The organism is Dorea sp. ICN-14282, from assembly GCF_037890115.1.
Taxonomy (GTDB): domain Bacteria; phylum Bacillota; class Clostridia; order Lachnospirales; family Lachnospiraceae; genus Dorea_B; species Dorea_B phocaeensis.
Map to the genome: position 1 here is coordinate 920,829 of NZ_JBBKBH010000001.1, position 23,207 is coordinate 944,035.

A 23,207-nucleotide genomic window follows, 5' to 3' on the forward strand; every position below is an offset into this window, starting at 1 on the left:
CTTTCGCATTCTAACACTTTAATTCTCTCTGATCCCTTTTGATTCTTATACAATCTTTAATGAAAAATCATGCTTCTCCAAAGTAAGATTTGGATTATAGTATGGATCACCTTTCTCCAACTCCACTTTCCACTTCTCTGCAAAGTATCTGACTTCCCCATTAAATCTTTCTACTTTTTCCTTTGTATCTTCCAATCCTCTGGATTTTGATTCATAATGGTACAGCTCTGCAAATGGAGTATACACGATTAATTGTTCAGCTTTTCGGATTCTCATGCAAAGATCAATATCATTAAACGCCACCTTTAGTCCTTCGTCAAATCCCCCCAGATCATCAAAAAGTTTTTTCGGCATCATCATACACGCAGCCGTAACCGCGCTGTAATCCTGTGCACATAAGATTCTGGAAAAATATCCATTATCATTGTGTCCTGCGCCGCAGAATGCATGACCTGCAATGCCGCCAAGCCCAACGATAACTCCTGCATGCTGAATCGTTCCATCCTCATAGTACAATCTTGCACCAACAGCTCCAACATCCTCGCGAACTGCATAGCTGACCATCTCCCGAATACTGTCTGGCTGAATGATTTCCGTATCATTATTCAAAAAGAGAAGATATTCGCCTTCTGCAAACTTTGCTCCATAATTGTTCAGTGCAGAATAGTTAAATTCTTTTGCCGCATCCCAGGTTACAACCTTTATGGAAGAATATTTCTCCTGAAGTTCCTGATATGCTTTGAACGTGGCTTCTTCACTGCCGTTTTCAATGATAATCACTTCAATATTTTTGTAGGTTGAGATCTCATACAGAGATTTGACACATCGCTTCAGATCTTCCACATGGTCTTTATTAGGAATCAAAACAGACACTCGCGGCTCTTCTGTCAGATGATATTTCACCCGATACATCCCCAGATATTCTCCCATTTCTGCCGTTGCAGATATATGACAGCGCTCGAGATGTGCCTGCACCGCACGTTTTCCGGCTTCGTATGCATACAGCTTACTCTCTGGATTTTCCGCTGTGGAATCTTTGTGTGCACGCCAATGGTATAAAATCTTTGGAATGTGTGTAATATGACGGCTTACTTCTATACATCTTAAAACAAAATCATAGTCCTGCGCGCCATTATATTCTGAACGCAGCATTCCCACCTGTTCTTGAATGGTTCTTTTTACGACAAATAAATGGCAAATATAATTCATACTGCGAAGCAAATCGATGTTAAAATCTGATTTGAAATGCGGCTGGAAAAATGTTTTTCCATCCATTGTCACCTTATCTTCATCCGAATACAAAATCTCTATTTCCGGGTTTTCATTTATTGTTTTTGCACACTCATATAGCGCATTGGGTGCCAATAAATCATCATGGTCTGCAAAAACAATATAATCTCCAGAAACCATTTCCAAAGCTTGATTCGTATTTTCAGATATCTGAAGCGGTGTCTCAGAAGAAATTAGTTTAATTCGTTCGTCCTGCTCTACAATCATTTTCAAAGAAGCTTCGTCCATCTTTCCCTTCCCGCTTCCATCAGCAAGACAAAGTTCCCAGTTCTCATAAGTCTGCCCTTTTATTGATTCAACCAACTCTTTTAAATAATCAATCGGCGTACAATACAACGGAATCACTATACTAAATAACGGCTTAAGAAGTAATTCATCCTTCTTTTGCCGTTCTAACTCTGCTGCACTTAATTGATTCTTTTTTCTCCATCGTTTATAACTAGCTTCTTCCATTCCAAATAATTTCGCAATGGTATGGCGGAGAAATCTCCCCATACCATTTTCGCGATAATATTCTTTCATACGATGTAATTTTTTTCTGATCTTATTAAACATACCTACTCCTATGAAAACAATTTATACAACACTTTCATAAATACACCAATGTAAATGACAAAGCCCAGTACCACAACACATGTTTCCACGTCGAATCGGTGTGTAAACGTTCTTAAAATCAGGCTTCCCTCTACCGGTTCATCACTAATCACTAAATCCGTTCCGTTCTTCTGCATTGGTTCATAATACAGACAGATTGCCTTTCCTTCCTCTACTTTGGAAGTCGTAAGATTTAATGACAGCTTTTCTCCCTCTGCTACCTGTACTTCTTTTTCAAAGCGGATTTTACAAACACGTCCACTTTTAATTTCATTCACATCGAGAGATCCTTGTGTCAACTCTTTTCCCTGATCATTCTTCAGTGAATATACCAATTCTCCCTTTGTTGGAGCATTCTGAAGCATAACCTTTAACGCAATACCACTCAATTTTTCTTCTGCCGCATGAAACTCCTGCTTAATAGCATGATCCTCATCTGCCTGAACTGTAATATACTGACTATTATCCAGTTCATTCTCATACATATCAGACATTTTATCCACGTTTGAATAGATGAGACAAAAGATCACTACCACTATAATTCCTATACCATATTTTACTTTTCTGTTCACGACGCCACTCCTTATGATCCTCTATATTCATTACAAATCTCTTCAGCATCCCCGAAACGTTTCACAACTCCATGATCCAGCCAAACAATCTTATTACAGATTTTTTGTACCTGATCAATACTGTGGGATACGAATAATATTGTAGTTCCTTCCTTCATCATTGCCTGAATACGTTTCTCACACTTCTCCTGAAATCGGAAATCGCCTACCGAAAGGACTTCATCTACAATCAGAATATCCGGGACTCCAATCGTCGCAATCGCAAAAGCCAGTCTTGATACCATACCGGAAGAAAAGTTTTTAACCGGAACATTCATAAAGTTCTCTAGTTCCGAAAATTTTACGATATCGTCATAATGACGTGTCATTTCTTCTCTGGTATATCCAAGGAGAGCTCCATTCAAAAAGACATTTTCTCTCGCCGTCAGATCCATATCAAACCCTGCCCCTAACTCTATGAGCGGAGCCACGCTTCCACTGACAGTCACAGTCCCTTTGGTAGGCTTTAAAACGCCCGCAATGGTTTTTAACATGGTACTCTTTCCACTGCCGTTTAATCCAATCAAGCCCACGGAATCCCCTTTATACACTTGAAATGATACATCTTTTAATGCCCAAAAAGCTTCTACTGATACCTGTCCTTTTATACTTTTGATCACATATTCTTTAAAACTATCAAACTTTTCGGAAGAAAGATTAAATTTCATCGATACATGATCTACTTTTATAACTTCCCGTCTTTCCATAATATCTCCTATAAATTAAGAATAAAGCTATCCTGACTCTTATAGAATACATATAATCCTATTGCCAGCGCACCTACGGCTTCAATAATACCTATAACCAGGCTTCCCATCCCGAAAACAGTATTATTCAACATAACATCTCTGAACATTGTCAGATAATTGGTTAATGGATTCGCACTTACTACAGCCACCATCCAATCCGGTAAAATAGACATTGGATAAATAACTGGAGTCAAGTACATAAGTGCTGTTACAAACACAGAATACAAATGCATAATATCCCGGAACTTCACTGTGATGGCAGACAATAAAAGACCTACTCCAAGTGAAAATATTACCAGCAGCAAAATCGGTATAAATGCCAGGAAAATTGTATAATGTAATTCCGTTCTCATTGCAAGCATCACTAAAATCAATGCTGAAAAAGAGGCTAGTAAGTTGATGACGCTTGAGCACACTCTGGACAACACAAACAAATACTTAGGAACATATACCTTTTTGATCAGAGATGCACTGCCCAAAATAGAGGACATAGCACTCGTTGTTGAATCAGAATAAAAGGTAAACATAACCTGTCCGCTCAATAAGTAAATCGGAAAGTTCTCAACATCGAACTTAAACAGATTTGAAAATACAACCGACAAAACAACCATCATCAACAGTGGATTCAGTAAAGTCCAAAGAACTCCTAATACGGATCTTCTATATTTAATTTTAATATCCCTTGCCACCAACTCATTTAATAATGGTCTGAATTTCAAGAAATTTTTTATATACGTTGACACTATAGGCCTCCTTATATTATATCGTTTAAAATGTCTTTCTTCAATTCTTCAATAAACGGAAACGGATCAATTCCATTTACATATTCTTTATTTACCGATTTATGCGGCACAAGCGTATGATAATTGTTACATATCTCCTTTAATTCTTGCGCAATCTTCATCGGACTTACATTGTCAACAGAAACAATGTTTTCATTAAACGAAGAAATATCTTTATTCCGGTATCCATTCGTAACCACCTTCACATCAAAAACGGACATTTCAAGCGGCGGATAACTTGGATGCGGTGAAACCATTAATGACACACCGGCATAACTTTCTCTTAATACTTTGGCGTATTCTTCAATGGTCAGTTTTCCAACGGACTCCAAATACATTCCTTCTCCAAGATAAACCGGCGGATGCATCTCACCCGCAGATAATATGGTCCAGCTACTTGCATCTTCCTGCATAGATACCCATTTTTTCAGCGACTCAACCAATACTTTGAAAGCATTTCTCTCCACAGAAGGTCTTCCATATACCAGAATCTGTTTCCGCTTAAATACTGTCTGATCCAACTTTTGTACCTCTTCACCCAATACACGGTTTAACACTGGATCGAAACAGTAAGTTTTAAGGAAATGATACCCCTTTGCCATAACGTATTCTTCCAACTCGTGAGAATTAAATATAGCAATCTGTGGGAATTCACACTTGTAAGTAGACTCCGCCAAAAGATATCCTGATGACCATGCATAGAATCCAGGCTCATAGTCTTGAATCAAATATAAGAATGGATTGGGATTCTTATGTCCTCTTTGTACCCACTCATAATATTCATTTTGAATCACATATGCCGACCACCAGGAGGTAAACATAAACTGATCTTTTTCAGAGACCGGCAGTGTCTGGTACTTTCTGTCCACCATGGAAACAATCTGATGTTTCGCACTGCTATTCTCCTTCGCATCGACGATCTGATACTGCTTTCCATATTTGGCAATTGCTTCTTCATCCATCTGAGCATCAATCAAGATCACTCTGGTATCGCAATCTAAACATTCCCCAATTGCTTCAAAGCATTTCAATGCCGTCGCAATTCCACCAAAGACATGTTCTGTATTCAAAGACGGCAAAACAAGATTCAATCGATATTTTTCTCTGGTTTCCTCTCTAAAATGCAGCTCTCGAATCGTCTCTATGCTGATGCGCTTTGCGTCTGCCTTCGGAATCTCCTGCACTTTTTTTACAACTGGAACGCAGCTATTGATATCCAAATTTTTATTATAATACGGATCTCCACCTTTGCGGTATCCCATATACATAATATCTGACAATTCAAAATCAATCTCTGGAATATAAGAATCACGGCTCTTAGACTCATAGTGATACAGCTGTACCTGCGGAATATACACATTGCGATATCCTTCTTGAATAGCCCGGATACAAATCTCCACATCACTTCCACAGATAATAAATCTTTCTTCAAAGCCGCCGATCTTGTCTATCACTTCCTTGGAAATTGCCATACATGCGCCCGTACATGCAGTGACATTACGTGTTACCATTGGAGAAACAAAAGGCGTTCCCTGATGAATTGGCTGCATGCCCTTAAAGACATGATCTGCCCAGCCTCCCATTCCAATCACTACACCTGCATGCTGAATCGTTCCATCTTCATATAAAAGCTGTCCTCCGACAACTCCAGCATTTGGCTGCATGGCCTGTTCCACAAGACGATCCAGCCAGCTTGGCTCTATTACCTTCACATCATTATTTAAAAATACAAATACGTCTCCATTTGCTTCGCGCATTCCGTGGTTATTCAGCTTCGACCAATTGAATTCATAGTAGGCTTCCACCACTTTGACATTGATCTTCTCCTGCTGAATTTCTTTGAAAAACTGTCTGGTCTCCTCTTGTTCAGAATTATTGTCTAAAATAATAATCTCATAATTTGGATAGGTCGTTTTTTCAAACACACTGTCCAGTGCAACTGCCAGGTCATCCACATGATCCTTCGTTGGAATAATAATAGAAGCCAACGGCATCTGGTCTAAGGAATATCTCACGTCATAGACAAACAGATTTTCTGTCTCATATACTTCTGCCTTGCCATTTCCAAGCACTCGATCCAGATGCGCCTGTATCGCACGCTTTCCAGCTATCTGTGCATACGGCTTGGCATCTGCATTTGCTGCGGTCGAAGTCGGCAGCATTCTCCACGAATATAACACTTCCGGCACATGGACTATATGATTCGTCAATTCAGACATCCGAAGGAGCAAATCATAATCCTGCGCGCCGTCATACTCACTGTTAAATCCACCACATTGTTCAAATAATCCTCTTTTAAATGCAATCAAGTGTCCCAGATACATCTGAGAGAGCATCAGTTCCGGCGACCAGTCTGGTTTATATAACGGTGAAGAATGAACCCCCTCCGCGTCAATCATATCCATATCACTGTAAATGACATCCGCCTTTGTCTTTTTCAGCTTTTTATATAATGTCATCAATGCATTCTTGGCAATTTCATCGTCATTATCCATCAGGATAATATAGTCCCCTTCTGCCATCTTCGCAGCCTGATTAGACGCTCCGGAGATCCCTTGATTCTCCTCGGAGAAGTGAACTTTGATTCTGGAATCCTTAATTGTACTTAGATACTCCCGAACGGATCCATCTGTAGATGCATCATCTGCAATACACACTTCCCAATAAGGGTATGTCTGATCCATTACGGACTGCAACGCTTTATCCAGCCACTTTATATCTACATTATATACCGGCATCACAACGGAGAAGAGAATCTTATCTCCCTGAATATCGATCTTATCTCTATTCGCCCATTTCTCCTGCTTTTCCCATTCTTTCCTTGCCAATTCGCCTGCACGCGCCTTTACACCGGTGGTTCCATATAAAACCGCCGCTTTACTTAAGCGCAGTACGTCCTTGGGATGTTTTCTGCAATGCTTTAAAAACATTTTTCCCTTTTCTGAATGATTCATTTCTTTTCCCATATTCACACCTCGAAACTCTTATTATTATCGTCCGATTCCGACCAACGTTACAAAGTAAAGTGTCATACAATTCAAATAAACCGAAAATAGTATCAAATAGTGATCAATTCTTTTCTTGATCGTAATATTATTATTTTGCAGCATGACAATAATCATCGGCAGGATCGGCAAGAAATACCTTCCCTGCACACCTTGAATTAAGGTATCATGCACGCTTGTATGATCCAAAAACAGCACCATGATAATCACTGCGGAAACTCCAGCAAAAGTAATAATCGAAGTCCAGCGCATCCCTGCAGATACTGTATAATTCTCTTCTTTTCTCTGAATCAGACTCAACAAAAGTATTACAGTTAACGCGATTATAATGATACTTGGCACTCCAATTTCAAGCCATCCCAATGGAGATGCAATCATCTGAGAGAAATATTCAGACACTCTTCTTTCTAAAGTCCGATAAAAAATCTGAATCACAGCCCCCAAATTATTAAGACAATAATCCAAAGATACTTTTGTTCCCCCAGGCGCACTTCCACTTGACAAGGCACCCTGAACGGCAGACAACTTCACCGCCATACTTACGACCCCGCCAAGCAAAATCGTACCGCATGCTACCATAGTCTTTTTCTTTTTTCCTCCAAATTTTGCACAAGGGATAAATAACGCCAATATTAAAATTGGTAAATACACAAATTTAATGGATGCAATCGCCACTACAATACATGCAATGATTAAAATATTGGTCCATTTAATTTTTTCGTCTTTATAAATCAATCTAAACAGATATGCAAACAGGAAAAAGCAAATGCCAAATAATACAGAATCATAATTGTAAGAGACAACCTGCTGCATCGTCATTGGGAATATACCAATAATAAATAGAGTCACCTTTCCAATTGGAATAAACCGCAATGCCCAAAACATGATAAAACAGTACCAAAGCAAAGCGAATACTCTTCCCAGCAGCACAAGCTGCGCTCCGTTCATATCCAGCATACGCGCCAAGGTAACTCCCAGTACCTGTGGTATATATCCCGGATGAAGCTTAGATAAAGATGTTCTAGTACTTACCATTTCATCTGAACTATCAATCTTTCCCAATGTTCCCTGCATAAAATGCATATATGCTTCTCTGCTAACCGTCGTCCTATTTCCCCAGGCCTCTTTTTCTACCAATATGTTATCTTCAGCATCACTGGTAGGCTCTCCTAAAATCTGACTGCTCTCTTCATAAACCGTCACAAAGTGCGCAGGTTCATCGGGAACAACAAACGGAGGAATTACAAACAAGTACAAGATTCCCAATACGAGTGCACATCCAACAAACATCCACTCCAACGGTTTCTTTTTAACCAGAAGTACGCAAATACCCAAAATCGCAAGACTTCCGCCAATATAAAAGGCAAAAGCGAAAAATTTTAGATTCGCATAGTTCCCATTTGTAACCCGATATGGAACAATTTCGTCCTCTTGGGTTCCATCCACTGCAAGGGCTGTTTCCGTATCAGAATCCTTTTCAACTTTGATAAATCGGCTTTGCACTTCGCCTTCAGATTCGACAGAAAAATTAATGATTAATTCTTCCCCTTCTTCAACCTTCATTGGCTTTTCCAGTCCAAAGTCAAAAAATCCGCTCCTGTTTTCCTGATTCAAATCATACGTCCACGCGTGAATTTTATCTCCATTTTCTCCTTTTTGCAATTCAACCTTTAACAGTTCTTCATGCTCCACGGCAGTCGTATCTAAATACAGAGAAATCCCCTGCATCTCAGTACTTTTCACACGTATTTTCTGAGATACATTTTTTCCATCCTCTAGCAGAACGCCTTCTGTCCCTGTTAATTCGCTTGTCTTTCCTTCTGTATAAACAACTTGCGGCTGAACCATTGCAACCTGCCATTCATTTTTATAGGCCACCAGCATGGACATCGAAAACAACAACCATAATAGACTTCCTGCTATTACAATTTTATTATTTTTAAGAAACTGAAAAAACTTTATGTCAAACTTTCGTTTAGATTTTCCACCCACTTCACTACCTTCTTCCCTGCAAAATATTTACTCTTTTTAACATTCTTTCTCTTCTCTAATACGTTTTTCGAACAATGCCAACTCCTGCGTCAACTCCTTAATCCGAATAGACATTCTGGAAATTGCTACTGTTAAAACAAAAATAATCATCAAAGAAAAACAAAATCCAAAGAAAAATAACATATTAACCGGGCTTGCAATTCCCACTTTTCTAGACAGCCATGTAATCAACTGCGGAAAACAATCTAAAATCAGAATCGCCACACCAACTCCCAACCATGAAAGAGCATATCGAAGTTCTAATTTCTTCTGCCGAATCATATTAATAATTACGCCTAATGCCAGCAGAACGATAATCCCAACTATTATCTGAATTCTTATGTTCATCAACTCTTCCTCCTAATATTTTCTAATTCTTTCTATCAACATGGCCAACGTTACTTTAATCATATAGTAAATTGACTTCTTCGGAGAAATGGAAGACACGCCGCCTTCCCTTTCATGCATAATAACCGGTATTTCTTTCACAATCAACTTCTTCCTCAATACCGCCACAACACTTTCCGGCTCCGGATAATCTCTAGGGTAATCTTTTGCGAATATCTCTATTACATTTCTTCCCACCATTCTAAGTCCAGATGTTGGATCTGTAATAACCGCTCCTGTCAACACTTTGATTAAAGTTGAAAAAAACTTAATTCCCATTCTTCTGGCTGCTGATGATTGAAACCCTTTCTTTTCAATAAACCGGGATCCTATCACCATATCCACTTTGTTTTTTTCAATATATTCTGCCATTTCATTCAAGAACTCCGGATCATGCTGTCCATCTCCATCAACCTGAACTGCAACATCATATCCATTAACATATGCATACTTATATCCAGTCTGTACTGCTCCACCAATTCCAAGGTTAATAGGCAGATTTACAATATTATACCCTTTCTGTTCACAGATCTGTTTTGTTCTGTCCGTAGAACAATCATTAATGATTACATAATCAAACTCTTTTGCATCTTTCTCAATAGAAGTAACTGTTTTTTCTATATTCTCCTCTTCATTAAACGCTGGTATAATAATTAGTTTTTTCACTTTTAATTCTCCTCGCATATTTTTTCCACTTGGTTTGCAACAATGCCCCAAGTGAAATGATCCTTTATCCTATTATAGGTTAACTCGATTCCTCTTTCCCGTTTTGCTTTATCTTCGATAACATGTTCTAATGCTTCCAAAAGAATCTCTTCGTTATTATTTGGTATCACGCATCCATATTCATCATTAATCAACAGTTCTCTTGCTCCACCTCGCGCCGTAGTCAAAATATAGCACCCACACGCTGCCGCCTCAAGAATCGATGTGGAAAATCCCTCTGAAAAAGAAGGCAGACAAAAAATATCTGACTCAGACAACAAAGCAACAATGTGTTCAAAATCAATTCTTCCCACTGGAATAATATGTGAATTCTTTCTTTGATTGATCTCCTCTTCCATATCACCATCTCCAGCAATAAAAAGATAGACATCGCTTCGCTTCTGGTTGATCTTATCCATCACATTCAAAAGTTCCGGCAGACCTTTTTCCTTTAAAAGTCTTCCTGTAAAAGTAATTACTGTAGAATCCTCTGGGACATGATACTCTTCTCGATAAGAGATTGTATTTTTTTTCTGCAATTCCTGCACTTCCTCCAAATCAATAGAATTATATAAAACCCCCTTGGCTTTGATATGAAAGTGTGACAGCCATTCATTGCAAGCTTGTGATACACCATAATAATCTTTACAGAAGATACCGTCAACCTTCGTAAGACAATGTTCAAACACCGCACCTATTGTGTCCCAAAACTTATTATGCACTGAAAGATGACTCGTTCCATGATCCAATGTAATACATTTGATCTTCTTTTGTTTTGCCAGCATCATTCCATACAGAGAATGAGGATAAAATCTTGTATTCACAATCACCATATCAAATCTGTGATTTTTCAACATCCGGTGGATTTTCCGAAATGTTTTATTCATTTTTAAGACCGGATATCTGCCATCCAGCAAATTCCAACATGGCACACGGTACACCGGAATGCCATCTACCCTTTCATATTCTGCTAATCGATATACATTTGAAGTCACAATCACTACTTCATTTCCATCTTCAATCAGCTTTTTTGATAAATTAAATGTATATCTTTCAACACCTCCCAAATGTGGAAAATACTGTGCTGCAAAGATACAATATCTCTTCTTATCCTTCATAAATTGGATCCTCTCCTTCAAACTGAATTATTAACGGCATATGATTTACCCTTTCATTTTCCGGTGGTATCTGCATGTAATCACCATAAACTTTACTCAAAAATTCATGGTTGTTTGCAGGAATATTCACTCTCAAGTTTTCAAATTGTACTTCTTTCATTGGAAATAATCCATTCTTCTTTATTCGATCCTTTAAACACCCTGCATATTCAAAAGAGGTTACGTATTCACTTCTACCGTCGCTGTTATTGTAAGCTGTAGACACTTCTACAAATCTCTTGTAGAGCTTTTGCGGCGTGATCCGAATAAGCTTTAACAGAATATAGATGAGCTTACACCCTAAAGCAGCAATTTCCCCTTTGAATCCGCCAAAAGGAATCAGCGGATAAGCACTTCCAGAAAGGAACAAAAGCTTTCCTAAAATATTTGCTTTCCTTCCCTGTCTGACAGCTGCCTTCTGATCTGCCGCCACATAATCAAATGGAAAAATATCCATAAAAATACACTGTTCACATTTCAAATCCTGGGATGCCTCAGATACAAATTTCGTCCCCTTTCTCTGAATATGGGTAACTGTACATGCATATCTTCCATCGATCTCTGGTGTCAGAAGATTATATTTTTCTCCCAGCTCGTCCTGAAAAACTTCAAAAAACTTATTGTAATCTTCCCGCAGCATTCCTACATCAATATCGTCATCCCACGGAATAAATCCGCTGTGACGTACTGCCCCAATTGCTGTACCATATACTACAAAATATGTTAAATTATATTTTTTGCATACGCCAATGAAATCCGATAAAATTTCCAATTGAACACGATGTAGTTTCTCCAGAACCGCATCGTCATACCCTCTTGCCTCTTTATAACGCTTTGCCACTTTCTTCTTCTCCTAACACCTTCAACTTTTTACTTGCTTTATAAAAATGAAATGCAAACATCACTGCTGTAATAATCAAAAATACCGCCATTGCACTTGCATACGATAACGACGCTCCTAAAATGCCCCAGCGCCCTGTCATCATTTCTGCTGCAAATTTGATATAAATATATGTAAATACATATGCCAAAATCAAAATGTATTGCTTTCGAATCACAACCAATGCATTATCTAAAACCGCCGCAAATGTATACATACATCCACCCACAATAATAATCAATAATTCCATTTTATAATCTTTCAAATCCACTGCATATACAATGGAAAGAATAGGAATTCCAAGCAACACACTTCCGATCAGAAGCAAAATTCCAATTCCAAATAGGCTGATCATAATTTTCATCAATATTTTCAAAAATTCCTTCGCTTTTCCTATATTCCACACAATTGCCATCTTTGTAATTAACGGGCGGAATACAATATAAGCCAAGTTCAAAAAAGACGCCGGCATAAATATAATGTTAAATACCGTCTGCAAGCCCTGCGCAAGGCTTCCTTGCTCAATCGCAACATCCAGCACCATTTTGGGAGCATTCATAATAGACATCATTAAAAATGCATTGATGAACAGCGGGAACCCTTCTATCGTCATTTTCACAACCCAGGATAAACCTGCCTTGTCCTTTTTGGCAGTCTCCCGAAAGGCCTCTACACCGTAATGATATCTGATATCATAGACAAAGAAACAAACCACATATACAACAACCAAAACTGCTCCGGACAAAATCAAGTTTCTGGTTGTAAACAATACGACTCCAAACCCCAAAACTGCCACAACAATTCGATAAGTAAGTGCTTTTCCCGAAAGATCCAAACGTTCTTTCTGCTGAAACCATCCTTCATAAACATCAGCTAACGAATCCACAGCCCGGAATATACACATCAACAGTACCACAACTGCCTTCTCGCCACTGTATCCGCGAATCATTACATAGGCGTAACTGCTGATCATCATTATTCCAATTGTAATCATTCTATAAATCAAATATTGCCGAAACCGAAATACTCCTGTAACATCCGTAGCCTGATACATTCGTATCTGGAATGTCCCAACCGTTGCCATCAACTGGCTGATTGTCCAGGCTATACTAAAAATATCTGCCTGTCTGTCATCCAAAATGCGCGTCACAATCATAAGCGCAACAACAGAAAGTAATGCATTCGCAATACTTCCTGTGATATTCCATATATATATTGACCGCTCACTGGGTCGCTCATTTACCTTTTTCATCATAACCTCTTAATGTGTAAGATTTTTACTTTATCTTATCTATTTTAAAATAAATGAGTGATAATGTCAATCGGGCTCTACTTCTGCACCCAAAGTCCATTTTCGTCTACATAAAATCTTCCATCCTGAACCCATTCTGACACAGCCATCTTACCATCAGACTTCATGTAATAATTGCCAACCCAAGTATTTGCCGCCATTTCTCCTTGATCATAAAAATAGTACCAATGTTTCTCTATCAGCTGCCAGCCGGTTACCATCCAGCCTGCCTCATCAAAATAATACTTTTTACCGTCAATCTTTTCCCAATCAGATTTCGTGTAACTTCCATCCTCGTGGCAATACCACCAGCGGTTCCCGGATAAAACCCACTGATTTCTCGGTTTCCCCGGAATCCATACGCCAGACTCGTCCACATAATACACGCCAATCCAGGTGTCTGTCGCCATAACTCCAGTAGAACTCAGATAATAATTGCCAACCCATGAATTTGTCACCATTGCTCCACTGTCATTGAAATAGTACCACTCTGATCCTATTTGCTGCCAGCCTGTCACTATCCAGCCTGCCTCATCAAAATAATACCAGTTCCCATCTATTCTTTCCCAATCAGACTTCGTGCAACTTCCATCTGCATGACGATACCACCAACGATTTCCAGATAAGATCCACTGATCTTTCATTGCACCCGGCACCCACACTCCTGATTCATCGACATAATCGTTGCCAATCCAGGTATCTGTCGCCATCGTTCCGCCAGGTTCAAAATAATAACACTTTCCGTCAATCCACTGCCAGCCGATTACCATCCAGCCTGCCTCATCAAAATAATACGTCTTCCCAGCAATCACTTCCCAATCAGACTTGGTATAGCTTCCATCCGGGTGGCAAAACCACCAGCGGCTTCCAGATGAAATCCATTGACCTTTTCCTGCTTCCTGTATCCAGATACCGGATTCATCCACATAATCATTCCCAATCCAGGTATCTTTCATCAGCGCACAGTTTTCATCAAAATAGTACCAGTTCCCGTCAATCTGCCGCCAGCCTTTCACTGCATTTCCCTGTTCATCCAAATAGTAATTTTTTTCTCCTTGATTTAGCCAGGCTTCTCTATAATACTCGCCGGTTGGCAGCCACCATTTCCAATTTCCGTTAACCCATGCCCAACGTTCCTGGGTTTCAAGCGCTCCTCGATAGTCAAAGCAATACGGAACACCATCTATTTCATGTGCTCCTTGATCAGTAAAGGTTCGCCCATTCTCATCAAAATAGTACCACGTTCCGTCTATTTCCATCCATTCCGAAGATAATTTCACATAATCTGTCTCGATTCCGGATTCCATAAATTCTGCAACTACTGCCGCAGAATCCGTTGCGGTTGCATACACCTCTGCCTTCGGCAGACAGTCTCTTTCTCTGGCATTGAACCATGATTTGTACCCCGTTACCACCACATCTTTGGGATTCAGAGAAGTCAGAAAATAGGTTGTATTATTATAATCCAAAGAATGATGATTCATCTTCATCAAATCCAGGCTAATGGTTTTTTCCATATTCTTCTTGGATTCATCAAATATCGGTTCCCCGTCTGTGTCCGGCACCACACGTGTTTCTGGCAAATCCAGGTCCACACTGCTTTTTTCTGCATAATTTTCTTTTGGATAACTATCTTCTAACTCAATCTCAATTCCTTGATTTTCATTCTGATTTTCTTCCAACTCTCCCAATTCTTCAATCAACTTGTCTGCAATCTTTTTGGTGTCTCCCTCTGTCGGATCCAGATCCGCCGTTAAAAGAGCTGTTTTCCCTCGTGCAGTAACTTTAGTAACAATACAATTCTCATTTTCACCCGCAACTGGAAGCACATTTCCGCCTTCATCTTTACGCCGTTCCAGATTCATCAGATCAATCGTCATTTCTCCCAACAAAAAGGAACGATACTGCGCATTTTCTTCCTGATCCAGGTCTGTAATAATCTGGACTCCGTTTCGATTCGCCGCATCAATAATGTCATCATATACATACTGGTTATCCCATAAATGAGATCCATTTTCCTCCAAAATATAAGCGTCATCATAACGGTTAATATAAAGCCGATCCGTTGGAAATGTATCCAAAATCTCATCCCCACTACCAATGTGATCACTGTGAGAATGCGTAGCAATATAAAAATCTAATTTCTCTACTCCCTGACTTTTTAAATAGTGAATTACCTGCTGTTCATATCCGATTCCACTGGTAATTCCTTCCCGAAGAGGATATCTTGCATCCGTTCCATCCGGGTACTCCCAGTCTTCTCCGGAATCCACCAGTCCATAATGCCCATTACTCTCAAGCAAGACCGCATCTGTCGTACTTGCCAGTGATATAAAATGTATCTTTGTCTCCTGATCTGACGCGGCAACTTCGCCTGGAAGAGCTAATATTCCCGTCATCACCATTCCGGCTAATATTATTCCACTATATCTCTTCATCTTATTTTTCCTCCTCTGTACTCCTGACTCCTTGCCTTCTACAGGCCTCTTCCTCTATTTTCATTCGTCTCTTCTAAGCACTTTTTTACTCAATACGGTCTAATTATATATGATTTTCCAAAAAAAAGGAAGGAATAGCTCAAAAACTATTCCTTCCTTTTCTATCCAACTATCCCCTAATAAGTTAAAACTGTCGTACCAATTGGAATATAATCATAAAGCCATTTTGCGCAATTGATATTCAGTCTGACACATCCATGAGACAATTGCATTCCTAATCGTCCATCAGACAATCCACCTGTATATTTGCTGTACAGAACACTGTGGAAATAATAATCTCTATAGAATGCCGTATACCAATAACATCTGGCAGATCCCGAATCAAAATATTGACCTTTCGTATACACCTGATATACTCCTTTTGGCGTTGGCGTACCCGGTGCACCCGGTGAACATTTCCAAAAATAGAGTAAATTCCAATCTCCTGTGCTTCCCGTAAACACACCTACATTACATGCCCAGCAATCCACCAATAACAGGTATCCTGTCGTACTGCTCTGTGTCTGTGCTCTCAAGAACATATTATATTGTTCTGCTGTCAGCATTGCGCCATTTCCCTGCACATACCAACCGCCAACAAACGTATTCTTTGCCATCATACCATGAGGCTTTCCATAACCATCTCCATCTTGATAGAAATAATACCAGGTTCCACCAATTGCTTGCCAGCCGGTACGCATTGCTCCATCACCAGCCAAAAAGTACCATTCGTTATTAAGATTCAACCAATTAGTAGCCATTGCTCCATTCACATGCATGTAATACCAATTTCCACCAATTACATGCCAGCCATCAGCCAGCATCTGATTCTGATTCTTTGGATCAAAATAATACCATGCGCCACCAATTGCCTGCCAGCCAGACATAATCTGTCCTGAATCCGGATGATAGTAATACCAATGACCTTCTTCATCCTGTACCCAGCCTGCTCTCATGGAACCATTTGCAGTAAACGTATACATTTGACCATTGATTTCTTTTTCGCAATTTTGGAGCATCAGCCCAGGATGTTCCGCATTCGATCCATCCAGATAATACCAAAGGCCTCCATCCTTTAACCAACCAGTCAAAAGAGCTCCTGTAGATGCTGCATAATACCTTCCTTCCGGTCTTGTTATCCACCCTACAAGCATTGCTCCCGATTCTCTGAAAAAGTAGGTGTGACCACCAATATTCTTTTTATCATCCGCAACCATCAATCCTGGGTATTTCGTATTGGCATCATCTAAATAGTACCATACTCCGCCAATATTTTTCCAACCAACAGAGCCTGTTGCATCTGTATAATACCAGCCTTCTTCCTGTTTGATCCATCCAGTCTTCATCACTCCGCTGATATCAAAAAAATAAGTTGCATTTCCCAGAACTTTTTTAGAATCCGAAATCATCAACCCAGGATATTCCTCATGCGCCGGATCCAAATAATACCAGTTTGCTCCTACCTGTATCCAACCATTTACCTGCGCTCCACTGCCATTCGCATAATACCAGCCTTCCGGTCTTAATACCCATCCAGTCAGCATTCGTCCGGTTTCTCCAAAAAAGTACGTCTGATTACCAATTACCTTTTTACCATCAGCAGCCATCAAACCTGGATATTCTGCATTTGCATTATCCAGATAGTACCATGCTCCGCCAATATTTTTCCAGCCAACAGAGCCTGATGCATCTGTATAATACCAGCCTTCTTCCTGTTTGATCCATCCAGTCCGCATAGCTCCGCCAAGGGCAAAGAAATAAGTGGAATCGCCAATCACCTTTTTGCAATTCTCTGCCATACGCCCCAGATATTCCGGATCGGTACCATCCAAATAGTACCAATTTCCTCCGATTACCTGCCAGCCCGTCAGCATAGCTCCGCTTCCAGCAGTATAATACCAGCCCTCAGGTCTTAGAATCCAGCCAGACTTCATCTTTCCTGATACATCAAAGAAATAGTTGTGATCTCCAATCGGATATTTCCCATCTGCCAACATAATTCCCGGCTTCTCAGCATTCTCACCATCAAAGTAGTACCATGCTCCGCCAATCACTCTCCAGCCAGCTGCCTTTTCACCAGATGCATCATAATAATACCAGTCACTTCCCTGTAAAAGCCAACCCGGCGTTCCCGTCTGCCCCGGCGCCATCGGCTTTTCCAATTCTTCTGGTTTCTGTGTTTCTTCCGTTTTTTCTGGCTGCACTGCCAGTTCTCCACCTGCTGGGGTTCCCGCCTGCTCAGGCTGTTCCCCACCATCTGTCGGCGCCGCAGCGCCTAATCCTTCTGTGCCTTCCGGTATCACACCATCCATTTCAGATGCTTCCGGTACCACTGTCTCCTTCACATTCTGCGGGGACGGCTCTTCTGCCCTCGCATAAGAAACCGGCCCTGTCACCATCGCAAAAGTCAATGCAAGTGCACAGATTTTCTGCACTAATGTCTTTTTCCTCATGTGCTTCTCCCTTTCCTTTAGTATATATATTCTTTAGTAAACTACGACCGTCGTACCACTCGGCACGGTATCATAGATCCACTTCGCATTCCCGATCTCCAGTCTGACACATCCGTGAGACAAATGCATTCCAAGTCTTCCATCTGCCAGTCCTCCTGTATATTTATTATAAAGAACACTGTGGAACAAATAATTACCATAGAACTGTGTATACCAGTAACATCTGGATGATCCCGAATCAAAGTAATATCCCTTGGACTGTACCTTGAACACACCGCCAACCGTTGGTGTAGACGGCGCTCCAGGAGAACAACTCCAGAAATAGTTCAAATTCCAAGCTCCAGTATGCCCTGTAAACACACCCACACGGCATGCTGCTCTGTCAACCATAAGAAGATAATTCGTGTTACTGCTGTATGCCTGCGCTCTTAATGCCATACCGGACTGTTCAGCTGTAAGCATTACGCCATTTCCTTGCAAACGATATCCATCAATCGTTGTATTTCTCGCCATCATACCATGAGTGCCGCCATGTGGATCATTTTCTGTATAGAAATAATACCAGTTATTGTCAACCCACTGCCATCCGGTACGCATCGCTCCATCGCCTGCCAGGAAATACCATTCTCCGCCAAGATTCAGCCATCTTGTTGCCATCACGCCATTATCATGCATATAATACCATGCTCCGCCAATGACATGCCAGCCGCCTTCCATCATCTGATTATTGTTCATCGGATCCAGATAATACCAAGCTCCGCCAACACGCTGCCAGCCAGACATCATCTGTCCCGATTCCGGATGATAGTAATACCAATGTTCCTCTTCATCCTTCACCCAGCCTGCCCGCATAGCTCCATTTTCCATGAAGGTATACTCCTGATCTCCTATTTTTAATTTACAATTCTGTACCATTCTTCCTGGGTACTCTTCATCTGAGCCATTCAGATAATACCAAAAGTTTCCTACCTTCACCCAGCCTGTCAACATCGTTCCGTCAGCGGATGCATAATACCAACCTTCTGGTTTTAAGATCCACCCTGTTAACATTTTTCCGGAGTCTCCAAAGAAATAGGTACTTCCACCAATAACCTTCTGCTCGTTTGCCAACATTTTCCCCGGATATTCTGTATCAAAACCGTCCAAATAGTACCAGGCTCCACGAATCCATTTCCATCCTACAGCGCTTATTGAATCTGCATAATACCAGCCCTCTGGCTGAGAGATCCAATCCATCCGCATAGCTCCACTTCCATCAAAGAAGTAGGTAGCATTTCCAATTACCTTTTTCTCATCAGCAAGCATTAATCCCGGATAATCTTCATTCTCAGGATCCAGATAATACCAAGCTCCACCTACCTGTGCCCAGCCCGCAATCTGGTTTCCACTTTCTGCCGCATAATACCAGCCTTCCGGCTCCTGAACCCATCCGGTACGCATCAGTCCGCCAACAGCAAAGAAATAAGTCGCATCGCCAATGATTTTCTTCTCATTCTCTGCCATACGTCCTGGATATGTTTCATTCGTTCCGTCCATATAATACCAGGCTCCGCCAATACTCTGCCATCCCGTCAGCATTGCTCCGCTTCCATTTGTATAATACCAGCCTTCCGGTCTTAGAATCCATCCAGACTGCATCGCTCCAGATGCTGCAAAGAAATACGTCTGCCCTTCAATCTGACGTTTCGTATCTGCCAGCATAACCCCCGGCTTCTGCGTATTACTTCCATCAAAATAGTACCAAGCTCCGTTAATCACTCTCCAGCCAACAGCTTTTTCGCCAGACACATCATAGTAATACCAATCCTTCCCCTGCAAAAGCCATCCCGGTGTCCCGGTGTCTCCCGGCAGCTCCGGCTTCTGAATTTCTCCTTGTTCCTCCTGTCCCGGCACCTCTTCAACATCTTCCTGCTCTATTCTCTCATCGAACGTTTCCCCCTCTGCATAAGAGATCGGTGCAGTCAGCATTGCAAAGGTTAGTGCAAGGACACACATTTTCTGTATCATCTTTCTTTTCCTCATAATACCCTCCTTTTCTTATTTCATTTTCATCAAATCCTCATAAAAACTATAGGTATCTTCTTACCAGTGCAAGATGATTCCCTCGATCCCACTGTTCATAATAGTCCACTCCCTGGATCAGGGTTCCATACTTTGTATTTAACGCATGCATCAACATTCCATCTCCTAAATACAACGCCACATGAGAGAAACCTGACCCTGACTGATATACCAATATATCTCCCGGCTTCCATAAGTTTCTATTATTCTTATCAATATTCACTCCGCCGGCTGCCTGAAGATAAGTAGTCCTTGGAATCGTAATACCTCCGATATAATGCAATGCCCATTGTGTAAATCCACTGCAGTCCCATCCACTTGGAGTTGTCCCACCGTAACGATACGGTACATAAACATACTTCTTTATTTCTTCAAATTTCCCCTCCAAGCCATTGACTGCAATTCCGTTGGATGTAATCGTCCAGCCATCTACCATTGTGTTAACTGCCATAACTCCTGTTGTTCCACCAAGAGGATCATTTTCGGTATAAAAATAATACCAATGGTTATCAATCCACTGCCAGCCAGTTTTCATAGCTCCATCTCCGCCAAGATAATACCAGCCTTCCGAGCCAAGCAGCCAATCCGTTGCCATCGCTCCGCTTCCAGTCATATAGTACTTTTGTCCTTGAATCAAATGCCATCCTGCCCCTGTCATCAAACCTGGATATTCCGAATTTTCTCCATCCAAATAATACCAAGCCCCGCCGACAAGCTGCCACCCGGTCTTCATAACTCCGTCTCCGCCAAGGTAATACCAGCCTTCTGGTCTAAGAACCCAGCCCGTATGCATCGCTCCGGACACAGCAAAAAAATACGTATCCTTCCCGATCACTTTTTTGCAGTCAGACGCCATTACTCCCGGATGCTCTTCCTCTGTTCCATTCAGATAATACCAAACTCCGCCGACAAGCTGCCACCCGGTCTTCATAGCTCCGTCTCTGCCAAGATAATACCAGCCTTCCGAGCTAAGCAGCCAATCCGCTGCCATCGCTCCACTTTCTGTCACGTAATACCATTGACCCTGGATCGAATGCCAGCCTGTTCCCACCATCAGCCCAGGATGCTCTGTATTCTCTCCATCCAAATAATACCAAACTCCGCCAATATTCTGCCATCCGACTGCCTTCGCTCCGCTTCCAGTCATATAATACCAGCCTTCTGCACTCAAATACCAGCCTGTAACCATGTACCCGGCTGAATCAAAGGCATAATCCGTTCCATCAATGGTTACCATTCCATCGGACGGCCAGGTTCCATCCTCATACGCATACCACCATCCCGATGCATTCAGCACCCAATGTCCCGTCTTTTCTCCTTCTCTTCCACTTTCTTGAATTTCCTGCTCAGATACCTCTAAGTTCTCAGGCTGTACCTCCGTAAATGGACTTTCCGCCTCCTGCTGCATTACTGGTACTTCATTTTCTTCTGCTCGAACCGCAAATCCCGATAAGCCAGAAATTCCCAGTGACAGTATCAAGGCAATCACTAAATTTCTCTTCATTGTTCTTTCCTTTTCTTATCTATTCTTTTTGAAAATCTAACTAGTAAGTATAATCTTCATTATCATACCACAATTCCTACCCAAGTTTCAATACAACGAAAAAGGATATGAATGAATCATACCCTTTTTAGCTCCTGTTAACTTTTTAAAACTTTCTTTCTATACAATTCACTGCACGTCTGCATAATCCCCGAACTCTCAATATACGAAACAACTTACTTCTGCCAAATTCTATAACCAAACATAGAACAAATACAGCCCCTGCAAATACCAAGACTTTAAACTCCATGACAAATGCATTCGATTCCAAAAACCGTACTGAAGATCCTGCCATAAATTCATTTCGCATCAGTGGATGATCATGTATCATATAAACCCCCAACGTCAACGGAGAAACCAATTTTATGAACCTAACCGCATGATCGCCCAATTTCAGTTTACTGCTCAAAATCACCAATGAAATCGCTGTTAATAATATCGTAGGAGAAGTATAGTTAACAAGCATATTGCCATCTCCTATATTTGCAAAATTTCCTCCCAGCTTCATCTCTACTATCATCTTAAAGCCAAACGTAAATAAAATCATAGATATGGAAAATGCTCCCAACTTTACACAGCTTAGCTTCAAACCAATTTGGTATTTCCCGATATAGGCTCCAAAAAGGTATAGGATACACAGCCAAATCGTACTCAACCCTGCCCCTAACGTATACGGATCATAAGGCGTAAGTACGGTTGGCAGAACGCTCATCATTACAAATGCTCCTAACAACACCTTTTTCAGACTACTCCGCGACAGATTGCAAATTGCCGAATTCATAACAGGCCCCAATAAATACATACCGAAGTAAGAGGATAAATACCACCACTGCCCTCTTGTAATCGGAAATATCGCTGTCAATACATTATCTGTACTCCTTACAGCCGGATTAATATAAAATACAAATCCTGTTAATACTACCGAATAAAACAAAACCTGCATCCACAATTCACTAATTTTTTCTAACTTAAAAGAGGATTTCCACATTACATATCCACTGATCAGAGCAAAACAATCTACTGCACAATATGCCGATATTTCTGTCAACCATAATCCCCAATATTTTCCACTATGTATTTCTACACTTCCAAGAATTCCTCCATGCCCTAACGTATGTAATATAACAATTAAAAACATCGAAAAGATTCTTAATAAATCAATTCCATAATTTCTGCTTTTTTTCAATGTTT

General features: G+C 40.7%; 16 protein-coding genes. All 16 read right to left on the reverse strand.

The window, feature by feature from the left end; all coding sequences use genetic code 11:
* Positions 1 to 45: 45 nt before the first annotated feature.
* The 16 genes from WKT00_RS04360 to WKT00_RS04435 all read right to left on the reverse strand — a co-directional run bounded on the left by WKT00_RS04360 (position 46) and on the right by WKT00_RS04435 (position 23,202).
* The gene (locus tag WKT00_RS04360; protein WP_101695493.1) at positions 46 to 1,845 is read right to left on the reverse strand and encodes a glycosyltransferase family 2 protein; all 1,800 of its coding nucleotides are present in this window, start codon (positions 1,843 to 1,845) and stop codon (positions 46 to 48) included.
* Positions 1,846 to 1,853: 8 nt separating this feature from the next.
* The gene (locus tag WKT00_RS04365; protein ID WP_101695494.1) at positions 1,854 to 2,456 is read right to left on the reverse strand and encodes a hypothetical protein; all 603 of its coding nucleotides are present in this window, start codon (positions 2,454 to 2,456) and stop codon (positions 1,854 to 1,856) included.
* 11 nt (positions 2,457 to 2,467) lie between these two features.
* A complete protein-coding gene (locus tag WKT00_RS04370; RefSeq protein WP_101695495.1) occupies positions 2,468 to 3,202 on the reverse strand; it encodes an ABC transporter ATP-binding protein in 735 nt (244 codons plus the stop codon).
* A gap of 8 nt (positions 3,203 to 3,210) precedes the next feature.
* Positions 3,211 to 3,987 carry an ABC transporter permease gene (locus WKT00_RS04375; RefSeq protein WP_101695496.1) on the reverse strand — a complete coding sequence of 259 codons (777 nt, stop codon included), beginning with the start codon at positions 3,985 to 3,987 and terminating at the stop codon, positions 3,211 to 3,213.
* Positions 3,988 to 3,998: 11 nt separating this feature from the next.
* Positions 3,999 to 6,992: a glycosyltransferase family 2 protein gene (locus WKT00_RS04380; RefSeq protein WP_340261219.1), complete on the reverse strand. Its 2,994-nt coding sequence runs from the start codon at positions 6,990 to 6,992 to the stop codon at positions 3,999 to 4,001.
* A 24-nt stretch (positions 6,993 to 7,016) separates the two neighbouring features.
* Positions 7,017 to 8,933 carry a DUF2142 domain-containing protein gene (locus WKT00_RS04385; RefSeq protein ID WP_145995110.1) on the reverse strand — a complete coding sequence of 639 codons (1,917 nt, stop codon included), beginning with the start codon at positions 8,931 to 8,933 and terminating at the stop codon, positions 7,017 to 7,019.
* A 126-nt stretch (positions 8,934 to 9,059) separates the two neighbouring features.
* A complete protein-coding gene (locus WKT00_RS04390) occupies positions 9,060 to 9,410 on the reverse strand; it encodes a DUF2304 domain-containing protein (RefSeq protein ID WP_101695498.1) in 351 nt (116 codons plus the stop codon).
* 12 nt (positions 9,411 to 9,422) lie between these two features.
* Positions 9,423 to 10,115: a glycosyltransferase family 2 protein gene (locus WKT00_RS04395; RefSeq protein WP_101695499.1), complete on the reverse strand. Its 693-nt coding sequence runs from the start codon at positions 10,113 to 10,115 to the stop codon at positions 9,423 to 9,425.
* Between the two features lie 2 nt (positions 10,116 to 10,117).
* Positions 10,118 to 11,272, reverse strand: coding sequence for a glycosyltransferase family 4 protein (locus tag WKT00_RS04400; protein ID WP_101695500.1), 1,155 nt, complete (start codon positions 11,270 to 11,272; stop codon positions 10,118 to 10,120).
* Positions 11,262 to 12,152: a LicD family protein gene (locus WKT00_RS04405; protein ID WP_101695501.1), complete on the reverse strand. Its 891-nt coding sequence runs from the start codon at positions 12,150 to 12,152 to the stop codon at positions 11,262 to 11,264. The genes WKT00_RS04400 and WKT00_RS04405 overlap by 11 nt, the downstream gene beginning before the upstream one ends.
* Positions 12,136 to 13,443: a lipopolysaccharide biosynthesis protein gene (locus WKT00_RS04410; protein WP_340261223.1), complete on the reverse strand. Its 1,308-nt coding sequence runs from the start codon at positions 13,441 to 13,443 to the stop codon at positions 12,136 to 12,138. Before WKT00_RS04410 ends, WKT00_RS04405 begins: the two co-directional genes overlap by 17 nt.
* A 77-nt stretch (positions 13,444 to 13,520) precedes the next feature.
* Positions 13,521 to 15,920 (reverse strand): MBL fold metallo-hydrolase, encoded by a 2,400-nt coding sequence (locus WKT00_RS04415; RefSeq protein ID WP_101695502.1) that lies wholly within the window; start codon positions 15,918 to 15,920, stop codon positions 13,521 to 13,523.
* A gap of 176 nt (positions 15,921 to 16,096) precedes the next feature.
* Complete coding sequence (locus WKT00_RS04420) at positions 16,097 to 18,412, reverse strand: L,D-transpeptidase family protein (protein ID WP_101695503.1); 2,316 nt, start codon at positions 18,410 to 18,412, stop codon at positions 16,097 to 16,099.
* A gap of 33 nt (positions 18,413 to 18,445) precedes the next feature.
* A complete protein-coding gene (locus WKT00_RS04425; RefSeq protein ID WP_340261226.1) occupies positions 18,446 to 20,434 on the reverse strand; it encodes a L,D-transpeptidase family protein in 1,989 nt (662 codons plus the stop codon).
* Positions 20,435 to 20,480: 46 nt separating this feature from the next.
* Positions 20,481 to 21,977: an NlpC/P60 family protein gene (locus tag WKT00_RS04430; protein WP_173814433.1), complete on the reverse strand. Its 1,497-nt coding sequence runs from the start codon at positions 21,975 to 21,977 to the stop codon at positions 20,481 to 20,483.
* 145 nt (positions 21,978 to 22,122) lie between these two features.
* Positions 22,123 to 23,202 carry an acyltransferase gene (locus WKT00_RS04435; protein ID WP_101695506.1) on the reverse strand — a complete coding sequence of 360 codons (1,080 nt, stop codon included), beginning with the start codon at positions 23,200 to 23,202 and terminating at the stop codon, positions 22,123 to 22,125.
* Positions 23,203 to 23,207: the final 5 nt, after the last annotated feature.